Here is a 14,441-nt window from a genome sequence, read left to right on the forward strand (position 1 = left end):
GGCGGTCTTCTATACCGCGGGGATCATGGGGTTGGGCGCCGTGGCGCTCTTTATGGTCAATGCCAAAACCTGGTCCGGCAGGACAATGAACTCTATTGCCGGATGACAAACCAGATGTTCACGGTAAACGGTGGATTCTCTTCATATTTCGGGGCAGGTTGTCCCTTCTTCTATTTTACTGGTGGGCGGGTAACGATTCGGAGACTATGCAGACGTGCTTGACGCCGGGTTCTGATTGGTGGCATAATTAGTCCATTATGGCACTAGCGAAAGAACAGTGCAGCCATTGCGGAAATACGGTCAAAGCCGAGAGCAACGGCATTTATTCCGTCCGTGTTGACAGCAAGGGCTATTTGGTGGAAATAATGGATGGGGAGATTCTTCCCGATACGTTACACTATTGCTCCCCGGCCTGCATGTTCAAACGTGAACGTGGAGTGGTCCCCAAAACCAAGATAGCATTTCATTTTTAGACGCCCGGACCCCCCCTTCCCGCAAGTCCCCGTAACAATCTCCACCCTCGTGTCCTGTGCCGCGCCACGTTGCCATGCAAATCAGGCCGGATTCATTCGGTTTTCCCCATAGACGAACGCTAAAAAATAAGGCATTATACCAACGCCTTGCGCGCCATGTTACAGAGGAGTCGTTGTGCCGGCCAGACGCACTGCCCTGATATACTCGCCGCTGTTCGGGAATTTCAGCTACGGGGATGACCATCCGTTCAAGTTGCAGCGCTATCGTCTCGTGCGGGACCTGATGGAGGCCTATGGACTGCTGAAGCTGCCAGGGATGGAAATTCGCGGCTGCGGGCCGATCGACGACGACCTGGTGCTGAGCTTCCATGCCCCGGAATATGTGGCGCGCCTCAAAGAGTTCAGTGCCTCGGACGAGCCGCGGGCCGATTTTCGTTTTGGCCTGGGCGATGCCGACTGCCCCGTATTCAAAGGACTGTACGATTGCGCGGCACTGGGGGCCGGCGCGACCTTCGAGGCGGCCCGTCTGGTGGAAGAGGAGGGGTTCGATATCGCTTTCAACCTGGCCGGCGGCTGGCATCATGCCCACCGGGCCAGGGCCTCGGGGTTTTCCTACATAAACGATGCCGTTCTTGCCATCAATTGGCTGGTGGCGCGAGGACGCCGGGTGGTCTACCTTGATATCGATGCCCACCACGGCGACGGAGTGCAGGAGGGCTTCTACGACAGCGACCGGGTTCTGACGATCTCGCTGCACGAAAGCGGCATCTATTTCTTCCCCGGAACCGGCTTTGAGAACGAGACCGGCCACGGTCGGGGCCGGGGCTATTCGGTGAATGTGCCGCTACTCGCCCACACCGACGACGCCCTCTACATGAAGGCGTTCGACGAGGTGGCCTATCCGCTGATAGCGGCCTATGACCCGGATGTCATCGTCACGCAGATCGGCGCCGATGCGTTTCGTACCGACCCGCTGACCAGGCTTGAGATCACGACCCACAGTTACGGCTATATCATGCGCAAGGTCAAGGCGCTCAAGATCCCTTGGGTTGCCCTGGGCGGGGGCGGCTACGACCTCATGAACACGGCCCGGGCCTGGACCATCGCCTGGGCGGTTATGAACGGCGTTGAACTCAACCCCCGACTGCCGGCAGCCTTTGTCAAAAAGATCGAGTCGTTGGGTTATCCGCACCGGGCCTTGTTGGACGCCATGCACTGGTCCGAAGAGTATGAGCGCAACCTCGCCCTCGATGCGGTGGAAAAGAGTATTGCGCGGATCAGGTCGGCCATTTTTCCTGGTATAATTGGAACCTATGGCAAAACTTCCGGGAAATAGTCAACTGCTGGATGCAGCCGGCCGGCCGCTACGGTCGCTGTTAGCCATCAACCGGCTGGGTGACCCGGAAAAAAATATGCTATACGCTTCGTTGCTGCCGCTGCGTTTGCGCGAACTGTTGGGGGTGGCCGCCGATGGTCTCCACAACGCGGCCGGGGAGCGTTTGACCACCGTCATTGCGCCCTCCGGGCTTGCGCTTCTCCGCATCGAGGTGCGCGCCCGGCCCGATGATGCCGATACGGTATTCTTTCTCGAGCTGGCCGATACCCAGTACCATCAGATGGAGCTTTCCTTCTGCATCATCTGCGATCCGGCCGCGCCCCGTCATGATGTGGACGTGGACGAAAGCGGCCGTAGGAACTGGTTTGCCTCACGCGGACGCAACCTTCCCGAAGAGTTGCGCGCCATGCAGGACGGCCTGTTCCCCAACCAGACCCGCCGTGGATTGCGCCTGTTCGCAGAGTTCTTTCCGCTCCTGGAGCGATTTACCGATGCCTTGGGGATGGAGATGATCGTGGCCGAGCCGCTCAGCTACGACAACGCCATTCGTTATGAGCGATACGGCTTCGACTATCTGCGTGGCAAGCGCCTGATGATGGAGATTGACCGGGAGTTCCAGCCGGGCGGCCGCTATCATGGCCGGCTGGACGGTTCCACCCCCTTTCGCGTGCCGGGTATGGAGCGCACCGTACGCGGGCGAAGCTGGGCCATCCACGACGGCGTTCTGGATGAACCGTGGGATGAAGTGCAGATCTACAAGATGATCGGCGTGCATGCCGGTATAGACACCTTCCCCGGGAGGGAGCAGGAGATCAGATGAACACCGCGGACGCTTCGACACCCACGCCACTCAACGGCATCAGCTACTTTACGCCGCCCACCGGTTATATCCTCAGCGGCCGCGACGGCCGGGTCGTCATCCCCTGGGACGGCAAGCCTCCCATCCCGCTCCTGGATGAGGACCTTGCCTCCGTTCAGGATGGGGCACCCGGCTATGACATGGTGGGGCGCGGCATCTACCAGGCGTTGCGCCTCGATCCTGAATGCGCCCATGCCGCCGAGTATGCCGCCGTGTTGAAGGACGCCTATCCCCATATAGTTTCCGAGTTGGGCGGGCAGATCATCATGCTGGATGCCAAAGATGTCGATACCCCCTATCTGGATCGCAAGATCAACTTTCTCAAGATCCTCGCCCTGCTCGATCCCGCCAACGTCGGCCTGCAGGCGGAGATTGGCCGGACCTTCGCCGACAAGGGGTCGCGCCTCGCGGCGCTGCATCAGGCCGTAGAGAGCTGGTACGGGGCGGAAAAACATTTGAAGAAGGCCGTGGATATGGATTCGACCGACGGCCATGTTGCCTATGAATACGGCGAGGCGCTGTACGTTGTGGGGCGCTATGATCGGGCGGCCGAGGTCTGGACCGAGGCGTTGTCCGACTTGGCGGCGGGTGAAAGGGCGAGGCTTGAAGCCCGAATCGCCGCGATCCTTGCCGGCAAGCTTCCGCTGGTCCCGCCCCTGGACTACCTGATCGCCCTGTCGGTGGCACTGGAGGAGCGCCATGCCGGGCGCAACGACGAAGCCGCCGCCATCATTGAGGATGTTTTGGCCGATCCCTTCTTTGTGGAGCAGTTCCCCATGGGCGAGGTCTATTACCTGCTGGGGACCTGTTATCAGGAGATGGGCATGGTAAAAGAGGCAGGAGAGGCCTTCAGGAGGAGCCGGTAATGTTCGGATTCAGCACCGCCGATTGGATTTTCATAGGTTTTATCCTGGTCGTCATCTTTGTCTGCGTCGCCTTGAGTGACATGCGGCGCAGCAATAGGCCGGACAAGGCAAAGTAACGGCATTCCCCCTTGAGGTGCTCATGGAAGAACTCGATAACGATAACGAGGAGCGGCGGCCTTTGGGTATCGTCCTTTTGGGGGGGCTGTATCTGTTCTTCTTCATGCTGACCATGTCCACCTTCGGGCATCCCTTCCCCTTGTTGGGGAGGATTTACCAAGGGCGGGTGGCGGAGATGCTGGTATTCGTAGATAGTCTGATCTGTCTCTATCTGTTCCTCGGTTTGATGAAACGGCAGACCCTCACCTGGTACCTGCTGATGGGTTACAACGCTTTTGAAGTGGTGAATACGCTGACCAATCTGGTGTATATTTCCGCGGGAGAACTGGAAAATGTGGTCGGCCAACCGGTCGATACCCGTGAGTTGACGATGAATAACTTGTCGGTCATGGTGGCCATTATATTGCTGACCGCCTTTGTTTATCGGCACCGGCACTATTTTACCAACCGGTCCAAGTACCTGTTCTGAATTATTAGGCATGTATACTGCATTTAAATTTTATTAGAGAGTCCTCAATGTCCGTTCACGGCATCGCCGTTCGAATTGAAAAACTGAACAAGTCCTTTGGCAGCAACCACGTCCTCAAGGATATCGATCTCGATATCGCGCCCGGAGAGACTTTCTCGATTATCGGTCCCTCCGGCACCGGGAAGAGTATCCTGCTGAGGCATATCATTCGTTTGGAAACGCCCGATAGCGGCCAGATCTACTTTAACGGCCAGCCGGTGTTCGACAATGGCCGGCCGCTGCCTCAAGAGTTTCGCAGCAGCATGGTGTTCCAATCGTCGGCCTTGTTCAACTCGCTGACCGTTGCCGATAACGTGGGGCTCTGGCTGCGGGAACATCGTATCTGCCCTGAGGCCCGCATTCGTGAGCTTATTGCGGAAAAACTCGCCATTGTGGGGCTGGAAGGCAAGGAGGAACTGAATACCTCGGAGTTGTCGGGCGGCATGCGGAAGAGGGTCGCCATCGCCCGCTCCCTGGCGATGGAGCCGGACTTGGTCCTCTACGACGAACCGACCGCCGAATTGGACCCGGTGACCACCGATGAGTTGGCGGAGACGATCCTCTCCCTGAAAAAGAAGGCCGGAACGACGACAATCATCGTCACCCACGATCTGAATTTTGCCCTGTACCTGTCCGACCGCATCGCCATGATGCACCAGGGCGAGATCATCGAAATAGGCATGCCGGACCAGATACGTAACAGCAGTAACCCGATCGTGCAGCGTTTCATCCGTACTACCACCAAGGGTATCCAGGGGAGCTGATCGCTGCCCGGGGGGCTGAAGGAGATTGTAATGAATAAGGGCACTGGCAGGGCCATGGTGCTTGCGGCCATTTTCCCGGCGGCGCTGATCTTTGTGGCATTCCTGGGTGCGGGATGCGCCGGGATGAAGCAGTCCCATCCGCTTTTGCCGGTCGCCGAGTATGAAAAGATGATTGTCGGCCGCCTGGATGCCGACTACGTGGGGACGGATAACTGCGTCGCCAAGTGCCACAAGCACGACAAGATCACCAGCGACTTCAAGCGGAGCGTTCACGGCGAGCAGATCAAGCCTGAAACCGGATTGCCGCTGGTCAACTGCGAGTCATGCCACGGGCCGGGAAGTCTGGCCATCGCCAAGATTGAGGAAAATAAAAAGCTCCATGGCGAAGAGGGCGGCAAATGCGATGTTTCCAAATTGCTCGACCTGAAGAAACTCCCACCACAGGCCCAGTCTCTGATCTGCCTGAAATGCCACTCCGCGGCCTCGACCCCGGCCCTGGCCCACTGGCACTCCAGTACTCACGCCCTGAACGACTTGAGTTGCTTCTCCTGCCATAAGTTGCACGAAGGGCCACAGCAGAAGGTCAGCCACGATCAAATGGCCGAACTCTGTTACGGCTGCCATCCCGACGTCAAGGCCCAATTCAGCCTGTTTTCCCATCACCCGGTGCGGGAAAAGAAGATGGGCTGTTTCGACTGCCATGACCCCCACGGCTCAAGCCAGCCCAAGCTGTTGAAGGGGAGCACGCAACGCGACCTTTGCACCCGCTGCCATATGGATAAAAGCGGGCCGTTCGTCTACGAGCACGGCGACGTTACCGAAACCTGTACCAACTGCCACATGCCGCACGGTTCGGTCAATCGCCGTCTGCTCTCGGCGGCGATGCCGTTTCTCTGCATTCAGTGCCACAACCCGGGTCACCGCAGCGTAGTAAACGGCGACACATCCATGAAGGCGCTCTTTTCCAACCGGTGCACCGACTGCCACTCCGCTATCCACGGCTCCGATACCCCCGACAACCGCGGGTACGGGACATTAAGGAAGTAAGCCATGCCAAGACGCTCTCGACAAACAAAGCTGTTTGCACCGCTGGTCGTCTGCTCGGGCTTGATGCTTCTGACGATGCCGGCCCTCGCCGCCGACTGCAATTTCTTCGATATGGGGGCGGAAAGTCATGAATCCCCAGTGGAGCAGGAGACCGAAGCCTACCGTTTTGCCCATGCCCAGGCCGGATACCGGTTTATTACGCCCGACGGCGCAACCGCTGCCGCTGACCCCTATTCGCGCCTGAAATCCGGCGTAGCGGGGGGGCTCTCCGCCGGCACGCTCGGTTCCTGCCTCAAGTTGTCGGGCGAAGCCCTCATGCTCCATGATGACGATTATCACGCCAACCTGTTTTTCGATTATGGCGGCTATTACCGTCTGCATCTGGAAAGCGAGGCCTTCTGGCATAACCTGCTTACGGAACAGCTTCCGCAGGCATCCGCCGGCCAATATGCAACGACGCAATCAACCCCTCCCCAGGACGGCTACGGCATTCGCACCGGCATTTCCCAAGTGGAGAACCGCATCAAGCTGGGCAACAACCCCATCCACATCAACCTGGGGTACTGGGAACTGAGCCGCCGGGGAACCGACCAACTCAGGTTCGGCGACTACTACTTTGGCGATACTCAGAACAGGATCGTTTCCGTCAACCGTCGGGTTGACCAGATCACGCGGGAAGGAAGCATCGGGGCCGACGCTCATCTGGGATTCTTCGACATCGCCTACGGATTCCGTATCCGCGACTTTTCAAACCAAGCTCCGGATACCCGCTATTCTTTCGCCGTAACCGGCAACGGGGCGATCATTCCGGGCAACCAGGCGACCAACGCCGTCTCCGACAGTCGGGTTACGTCCCATACGGTCAGGCTTTACACCGACATGAGCGGTGGCTTGGTGGGGACCGCCGCCTATGTCCTTACCAAGAGGGAAAACGACGCCGACGGCGGAGATGCCCGCCCTTCCTCCAAACCGGAGCAGACACTGCATTCGGTGGCGGGAGATCTGACCTATACGCCGTTCAAGGAGCTCTCGTTTGCCCTTAAATACCGACGGCTACAAAACGACCGGGAATCGCCCTCGACGATTTCCAACCCCTACTCAACCACATCGGGAGCGCTGGTGGTGCGCCCCGGCATTGAGACGGCCAAGGATACCATCGCACTTTCCGGCACCTTCCGTCCCAGCAAGCTGGTGACCTATCGCCTGGAATACCGCGCCATCATGGAGTCCCGCGACAACGTTCCCAACAGTGACCTTTTACCCGCCGACCCGGCGGCGCTCCATAGCGAATACCGCAGGACCCATACCGGCCTGGCGAAGGTCTCCTGGAGGCCGATCCCCGGTTTCAGGGTGAATGCCGGTTATACTTATCGCACAACGGATAACCCGGAATGGAAAACCTCGGCGTCGGAAAGCCACAAAGGCGAACTGTTCGTGACCTACGCCAAAAACGGGGGGTGGGGGGGCACCGCCAGCTTCATCACCTCTTATGAGCAGAGTCGGAGCACGGCCTCCACCGTCGACCCGGCGCCTGTTGCCGCCTATACACTGCCCCGGGAGAATCGCTCATATTCGGCAAACGGGAGCCTGTGGTTCAGCCCTGTCGAGCGGTTAACGATCACTACCAACTATTCATATCTGGAGGCGGTGACGGACCAGTCGATATTGTTTTCCAATATCATTGTCGATCCGGACCCTCTCGTTGGGACCACCTATCGGTCCACGGCCCATGTCTACGGCATCGATGCCGTGTATGCCGTTGCAGAGCCTCTGGACATCTCCCTCGGCGTCCAGCAGGTACGTTCGACGTCCCGATTCGACGTGCCTGTGAGGGTGTTTACCCTTGCTGGAACAACGGGAAGCTTCGATACCACCGGCATCACCACCCTGACCCGGCTGGATACGGTTGAAACCGGTGTGACGGCGCGAGCCGACTGGCGCATCAACAAACATGTCGGTTGCTCGGTGGACTACAGTTTCCGCAATTACAACTCCGGTGATGCACTCTACGACGGCTCGGTTCACAAGACCATGGTGTCGTTAACTTCGCGGTGGTAGTGGATGGTATGCGTCAACGAATCCTCTTCATAGTGCTGATGATCTTTTCCCTGGCGTGCCGGCCGCTGGATTGTCGCGCCGCCGACAAGGTCATAGCCGCCGTCATGAGCAGCGACCAGCCGCGTTACCGCGAGGCGCACCAGGCCTTTATCAAGTCCCTGGCCGCTTTGGGCTACACCTCGGCCAATGTGGAGATCATTCTGCAGGTACCGAATCCCGATTCGCTCTCCTGGTCCAATACGATCAGGAAATTCAATGCCTACCGCCCCGACCTGATCGTCGCCTACGGGGCGCCTGTGGCGTTCGTGGCCATGAGGGAATCTGACGGGATTCCGGTGGTCTCCGTTGACGTGTTCGTATCCGACGGACCGCACCGGGGCATGTGCGGCGTCAGCTCGCGGGTGCCGCTGGTCACACTGATCAAGACCCTCAAGGACAGCCGGGAGCACATCAAACCGTACCGTCGCATCGGTGTCGCCTACAACTCCCGTGAAATCGGGTCGCTAAAACAGCTCGAGGAAATCAGAAAGGTCGCACCCCAGTACGACATGATCGTGACGGAGGCGAATGTAAGCTCGTCCTCTGCGCTGGAATCGGCTCTTCCCGCCCTGCTCGACCATTCCGATGTCATCGTGGCTACGGAAAGCGGTATTGTGTCCCGGCAATTCGGCAAGATCGTCGCCCGTGCCAAGGCCCGCAACATCCCGGTGCTCTCCACCATGCCAGGCGCCGCCGAAAAGGGCGCACTCATCTCGCTTGAAATCAATCCCGAAGAGCAGGGGCATCTGGCTGCCGACCTGGCCACCCGCATTCTTGAAGGAGCCCGGCAGAGCCATCTTTCGTTGCTCTCACCCCGTCGTATCGAGTTGGTCATCAATTTGCGCGCCGCCCAGGAGTTAGGGATCAACCTTCCCTTCACGGTCCTGAGCAATGCCACGCGCGTCATCAAGTAGCGTTCCGCCGGTCCTCTGTTTTTTTTGTTTCATGGCCGCCGCGTAATCGACTATACTATCACCCCATGGGTAGAATATTATTGATCGATGACGACCAGGCCTTCACCAAGTTCCTGGCCGGGTACATACATGACGCCTATCCTCTGTTGCAGGTGGATATCTGCAACAGCCCGGTAACGGCTTTAAATTCGATCAAGGCCGGTGGGTATGACCTGTTGCTGATCGACTTGGAAATGCCGGCCATGGATGGTTTGAAATTGCTTTCGTTCGCTACCCAGGCCGGGATGGACAAAAACCGGGTGGTGATACTTTCCGGGCGGGATGCCGACTTTCTGCATGACCTCTGCCCCATGGGTACCTGTCTGGCGGTGCTCAACAAGTTCGAGGCGAGGCAGCAAACGGTGCTGGACATGATCTTCAGTTCCCTCAGTAAAAAGACCGCAGGCAGGTAATACCGAGAACCGCTTTATATCACGGTCCGTAGCGCCATCCCCCCCAAAAATCATAATTGCAAAACCTGCTGAGAGGTATAAAATCGTATCGTCCGCCACGATGGCGGGCAGCTTCTTTCATCCCCATTGAAAAATCCCAAGGAGGTCGAGAGTGCAGAGACGAACCATATATCTGGTGGTGGCAGCCCTGATGGCCCTCGTGTTGAACGGTTGCGTCTCCCAGAGCAAGTACCAGATGAAGGAGGATGAGGCCAAAGGGCTATCGAGCGAGCTTGGCGACCTTAAACAGCGATACGGGAAGCTGAGCGCCGACAATAGCGCGTTGAAGGACGAGTTTGACAAGCTGAAGGCCGAGGCCGCCGGTTTGGCCAAGGACAAGCAGGCACTCACCAAGGATAAGAACGAACTGGAGCAGGTGCTTAAGGCTAAAGCCGACACCCTTTCGAAGAATATCAGCGATCTGCGCCAGAAGGTTGCCGATCTGGAGGGGGAGAACGGGCAGCTCAGGGGCGAGATTGCCGCTCTCCAGAAGGCCAAGGAAGAGAAGGTCAAGGAGGTCAGCAGTACCTACGAACACCTGCTGGAGAACATGAAGAGCGAGATCGCCCAAGGGCAGGTGACCATCTCGGAGTTGAAGGGAAAATTGACCGTCAACATGGAAGCCGCCATCCTGTTTGATTCCGGCAGGGCCGATGTCAAGCCGGACGGTATCGCCATCCTGCTCAAGATGGTCCCGACCCTGAAAGAGGTCAGGGATAAGTCGATCCGCATTGAGGGGCACACCGATGACGTACCGATCAGGTCGGCCCAGTTTCCCTCGAATTGGGAACTTTCCGCAGCCCGCGCCATCAACGTAGCCAAATACCTGCAACAGCAGGGGATCGATCCGGCGAACCTCTCGGCCGCTGCCTTTTCCGAATACAAGCCGGTGGCCGACAATGCCACCAAGGAGGGGCGTGCCAAGAACCGGCGTATTGAGATCACCCTGGTGGCCAAGGACTGATGGCTAAAAAGAGACACCAGGAAAAATCGGCGGCGGTCGGCCAATATCGTGCGACCCCTTTTGCCGCCTTGAAGGGGATGGACCTCTCCCGGAAAGAGCCGGATGCCGTGCCGCCTCCTTCCCGGCCTCTCGCCCATGAGGTGCAGCCGGTTGAGGAGGACAGTGAGCTGTTCCTGCGGGCCATGGCCGGCGTGACGGTGTCGCGCACGCAGCAGAGCGGGCGCAGGGGCGTTGATGGTAAGCGGGCGGACCGGCCGGCACCAGTTGAGGAGGGCGACAGTGACCTGTTCCTGCAGGCGATGGCCGGCGTAAGATCGCTGGGCGCTCCGCCGGGGGGGGCGGATAAGGGCAAAACGGCTTCCTCCGCCGCCGGTAGGCAGGCACGATCTTCTTCTCCTCCCGACGACGACCGGGAATCCGCAGAGTTGTTTCTGCAGGAGATCGGCCGCTTGAAACTGGAAACGAAATTCGTCGATTCTCCCTCCGCCGATGAAGAGTTGAAACCGTTGTCGGGCAATCGTCTGCGGCAGGTGAGGCGGGGCATTATTTCCGTTTCCCATCAACTCGACCTGCACGGTCTTACCCGGGAAGAGGCGCTGGCCGCGCTTCCCCGTTTCCTGGACGCGGCGCGGCACAGGGGGCAGAAGGCCGCCCTGGTGATTACCGGCAAGGGGATCAATTCTCCGGGTGAGCCGGTGCTGCAACAGGCGGTGGCCTCCTGGCTGCGGGACGCCGGCCGTGAGATGGTGCTTGAATTCGCACCGGCCCCGCGGGAGATGGGCGGAGGGGGAGCCTATGTGGTCTTTCTCCGGCCCCTGCCGCAATCCCCCGCCGCTGCCTGAACCGTATCCGGCCCGAAAAGCCGGCGGTGTGACTCAGGTTTTGCCAAACAAAAGGGACGCCTTCCGGCGCCCCTTTTGTCTTTCGTCCATCAGCCATTTTGGGGCATCGTGGCTTAATGGGCCGTCACATACTCCGCAATGGTGCGGGCGATGGTTTCTACGCTATTCTTGTCGTTGTTGAAGACCAGGTGATAAAAGCTCAGGTCGTGGGCATCCCGATCCAGAAAGTCGCGGATGAAGTTGTCCCGCTGTTTCTGCTTCCTGGCGATGATCTTTTCGGCCTCCTCGGCCTCAATACCCAGTCGGTTGGCAATGGAGCGCACCTTGAACCCCGGCGAGGCGTACATGCGAAAATGGAAGCAGTTCTTCAAGGGTTGGGTAACAATGGAACTGCCCCGGCCGAGGATGATCATATTGCCTTCTTCCGCCAGGGAAAGCACATGGCGGCACAGCACCCGGAAATAATCCTTTTCGCTTTTCCAGCGTGAAGAGAACGTCGCCAGTATCTCGTCCAGAAAACGGCTTTTTTCCCCCAGACTGTTCATGACGTTTGCGGACAGGTCGTGATTGTGGGCAATCTCCTCAAGAAGCCCCTTGTCCATGAGCATCCATGGTTCGCCGCGCTTCTTCTCCATGAGCTCCCGCAGGCATTCCGCCACAGTATATGCCTCGCAGCCGAACTCGCGGGAGATGGTGATGGTCTGCCTCGCTTTGTGCTTGTGGGGGGACGAAGCGCCCTGTTCCCGCCTGCGGCTGAATTCCAGTAGGGAACTGAGCCTCATCTCAACGGATGGTATCAAGAGTTTTTCCGGCATGGCGACCTCCGTATCCGCGAATTTGTTTGCCTGTGTCAAAACTGTAGCACAGCAATGGCGATCCGCAAGCACGCATGAGGAGCGGGACGGCGTCATTGACACCGACGGCGTGGCGCGGTATACCGATAGCCATCTTTCGGGGCCACCGCAAGCCATCAACCAAGGAGTTACCGTGCCATGATCACCCATATCGTCTTTTTCAAGCTGTCCGATGCCAGTGCCGAGAATCTTGCCGCTACCCGTGGGAAATTGCTCGGCATGCAGGGCAAGGTCCCCCAGTTGCGCCACCTGGAGGCCGGTATCGATGTCATCCGTTCGGAGCGCTCCTATGATCTCGCTCTGGTGACGAAGTTCGACTCCCTGGACGATCTCCAGGCTTACCAGGTTCACCCCTACCATGCCGGAGAGATCCTGCCCCACATGAAGTCGGTATGCTCCTCTATCGTTGCCGTCGATTATCAAGACTGACCGCTTTCAAAACCCTGTGTCTTGCCGTGATTGCGTAGTGATCGCACGGAGGTGACGCTAAAACTGTATACATTTTAACTTGACTAAACTTTCTTGCGATAGTAAAATTCAGTTCTACTCAGGCTAACACTGCTATTTATGGCATAATTACCTGTAACTACTGCATTTTTTTAGTATTGCCGTATCGCATTGCCACTGGGATTTTCAGGACGGTATGAGCCTGTAGACACTAAATGCAAACAGGAGGTAGAAGATGTCCGATTACGGTACTTTGCAAGATCGCGTACGCCACAAGTCACTTTTGAGCAAGGTCATGACGGCCGAAGAAACCATTCAGTTCTTCAAGCCGGGTATGAACCTGGGCTGGTCCGGTTTTACTCCCGCCGGTTACCCGAAGGTGGTGCCCATTGCCTTGGCTGATCATGTGGAAAAGAACAATCTTCAGGGCAAATGGAAATTCAACCTGTTCATCGGCGCGTCGGTCGGGGCCGAAACCGAAGACCGCTGGGCTACCCTCGACATGATTGATCGCCGCTGGCCCTATCAGACCGGCAAGAACATCGCCGCCGGCATCAATGAGGGTCGCATCCGCATGGGCGACAAGCACCTGTCCCTGTTCGCCCAGGATCTGGGCTATGGTTTCTACACAAAGGACAGCGAGACCGGCAAGCTTGATCTGGCCATCATCGAGGTTTCCGCCATCACCGAGGACGGCGGCCTGGTTCCCACCTCCTCCTGCGGCGTCATCCCCGAGATTCTGATGATCTGCGACAAGATCATCGTCGAGGTCAACACCGGCCAGCCCTCATTCGAAGGGATTCACGACCTGGTCTCCTGCGGTACTCCGCCGAACCGTCAGGTTCTCAATATCACCAAGGCAAACTCCCGTATCGGATCGACCTCCATCCCCTGCAATCCGAACAAGATCGTGGCTGTGGTCGAATCCAAGCTTCGTGACCAAGGACGCGCATTTGCCGAGCAGGACGATACCTCCGAAGCCATTGCAAACCACATCATTGATTTCTTCAGCCATGAAGTAAAGATGGGACGACTGCCGGACAACCTGCTGCCGATCCAGTCGGGTGTCGGCTCCATCGCCAACGCCGTTATCGGCGGTTTGGCCAAGGGCCCCTTCTACAACCTGTCCGTCTACACCGAGGTGCTTCAGGACACCATGCTCGACCTGTTCGACTCGGGCAAACTCGACGCCGCCTCCTCCTGTTCGCTCTCGCTTTCGGCAACACCGGGTTTCCCTAAATTTTTCGAAAATATGGACAAGTATTTCGACAAGATTACCCTGCGGCCGCTTTCCATCTCCAACGCACCGGAGCCGATCCGCCGCCTGGGGGTCATCGCCATGAACACCCCGGTAGAGATCGACATCTACGCCCATGCAAACTCGACCCTGGTCGGCGGTACCCGCATGATCAACGGCCTGGGCGGCTCCGGCGACTTCCTGCGTAACGGTTTCCTCAAGATGATGCACACCCCGTCGAGCCGCCCGAGCAAGACCGACCCGACCGGCATTTCGTGTGTGGTGCCGCACTGCTCCCACATCGACCATACCGAACATGACCTGGACTGCGTGATTACCGAGCAGGGCCTGGCCGACCTGCGCGGCCTCTGCCCGCGCGACCGCGCCAAGGTCATCATCGACAAGTGCGCCCATCCGGATTACAAGCCGATCCTCAGCGAGTACTTCGAGATGGCCAAAGCCGACTGCCTCAGGCGTAAGGTCGGTCATGAACCGCAGCTGTGGGACCGCGCCTTCAAGATGCATCTCAATCTGGAGAAGAACGGCACCATGAAGATCAAAAACTGGGACGTCAAAGTCGACCTGTGTGAATAACAGCCGATATCGTTTTTGCCCCAACCCCGCC

The 14,441-nt window shown here is 58.2% G+C and carries 14 protein-coding genes; 13 read left to right on the forward strand and 1 reads right to left on the reverse strand.

Annotated elements, in window-relative coordinates; all coding sequences use genetic code 11:
• Positions 1-648 precede the first annotated feature (648 nt).
• The 11 genes from LDN12_RS13505 (at position 649) to LDN12_RS13555 (ending at position 11,278) form a co-directional block, all read left to right on the forward strand.
• Positions 649-1,809 (forward strand): acetoin utilization protein AcuC, encoded by a 1,161-nt coding sequence (locus tag LDN12_RS13505; protein WP_223923181.1) that lies wholly within the window; start codon positions 649-651, stop codon positions 1,807-1,809.
• On the forward strand, positions 1,787-2,629 hold the full coding sequence (locus LDN12_RS13510) for a hypothetical protein (RefSeq protein WP_223923182.1): 843 nt from the start codon (positions 1,787-1,789) through the stop codon (positions 2,627-2,629). The genes LDN12_RS13505 and LDN12_RS13510 overlap by 23 nt, the downstream gene beginning before the upstream one ends.
• Entirely contained in the window at positions 2,626-3,534 is a 909-nt protein-coding gene (locus tag LDN12_RS13515) for a hypothetical protein (protein WP_223923183.1), read from the forward strand. The genes LDN12_RS13510 and LDN12_RS13515 overlap by 4 nt, the downstream gene beginning before the upstream one ends.
• A 139-nt stretch (positions 3,535-3,673) precedes the next feature.
• Positions 3,674-4,120 carry a hypothetical protein gene (locus LDN12_RS13520; RefSeq protein WP_223923184.1) on the forward strand — a complete coding sequence of 149 codons (447 nt, stop codon included), beginning with the start codon at positions 3,674-3,676 and terminating at the stop codon, positions 4,118-4,120.
• A gap of 47 nt (positions 4,121-4,167) precedes the next feature.
• Positions 4,168-4,923, forward strand: coding sequence for an ABC transporter ATP-binding protein (locus tag LDN12_RS13525; protein ID WP_223923185.1), 756 nt, complete (start codon positions 4,168-4,170; stop codon positions 4,921-4,923).
• Between the two features lie 30 nt (positions 4,924-4,953).
• Positions 4,954-5,970, forward strand: a complete 1,017-nt coding sequence (locus LDN12_RS13530) for a DmsE family decaheme c-type cytochrome (RefSeq protein ID WP_374045060.1) — start codon at positions 4,954-4,956, stop codon at positions 5,968-5,970.
• Positions 5,971-5,973: 3 nt separating this feature from the next.
• On the forward strand, positions 5,974-8,028 hold the full coding sequence (locus tag LDN12_RS13535; RefSeq protein WP_223923186.1) for a hypothetical protein: 2,055 nt from the start codon (positions 5,974-5,976) through the stop codon (positions 8,026-8,028).
• A gap of 8 nt (positions 8,029-8,036) precedes the next feature.
• Positions 8,037-8,981, forward strand: coding sequence for an ABC transporter substrate-binding protein (locus LDN12_RS13540; RefSeq protein WP_223923187.1), 945 nt, complete (start codon positions 8,037-8,039; stop codon positions 8,979-8,981).
• Between the two features lie 65 nt (positions 8,982-9,046).
• Complete coding sequence (locus tag LDN12_RS13545; RefSeq protein ID WP_223923188.1) at positions 9,047-9,433, forward strand: response regulator; 387 nt, start codon at positions 9,047-9,049, stop codon at positions 9,431-9,433.
• 151 nt (positions 9,434-9,584) lie between these two features.
• Positions 9,585-10,436, forward strand: coding sequence for an OmpA family protein (locus tag LDN12_RS13550; protein WP_223923189.1), 852 nt, complete (start codon positions 9,585-9,587; stop codon positions 10,434-10,436).
• The gene (locus LDN12_RS13555; protein WP_223923190.1) at positions 10,436-11,278 is read left to right on the forward strand and encodes a Smr/MutS family protein; all 843 of its coding nucleotides are present in this window, start codon (positions 10,436-10,438) and stop codon (positions 11,276-11,278) included. The genes LDN12_RS13550 and LDN12_RS13555 overlap by 1 nt, the downstream gene beginning before the upstream one ends.
• Positions 11,279-11,391: 113 nt before the next feature.
• On the opposite strand, the gene LDN12_RS13560 is transcribed toward LDN12_RS13555, so the two are convergent.
• Positions 11,392-12,093, reverse strand: coding sequence for an AAA family ATPase (locus tag LDN12_RS13560; RefSeq protein ID WP_223923191.1), 702 nt, complete (start codon positions 12,091-12,093; stop codon positions 11,392-11,394).
• A gap of 177 nt (positions 12,094-12,270) precedes the next feature.
• Between LDN12_RS13560 and LDN12_RS13565 the strand changes: the two genes are divergently transcribed.
• Entirely contained in the window at positions 12,271-12,561 is a 291-nt protein-coding gene (locus tag LDN12_RS13565; RefSeq protein ID WP_223923192.1) for a Dabb family protein, read from the forward strand.
• A 253-nt stretch (positions 12,562-12,814) separates the two neighbouring features.
• The gene (locus LDN12_RS13570; RefSeq protein WP_223923193.1) at positions 12,815-14,410 is read left to right on the forward strand and encodes an acetyl-CoA hydrolase/transferase C-terminal domain-containing protein; all 1,596 of its coding nucleotides are present in this window, start codon (positions 12,815-12,817) and stop codon (positions 14,408-14,410) included.
• Positions 14,411-14,441 lie beyond the last annotated feature (31 nt).

Source organism: Geobacter sp. AOG2 (assembly GCF_019972295.1).
Lineage (GTDB): Bacteria > Desulfobacterota > Desulfuromonadia > Geobacterales > Pseudopelobacteraceae > Oryzomonas.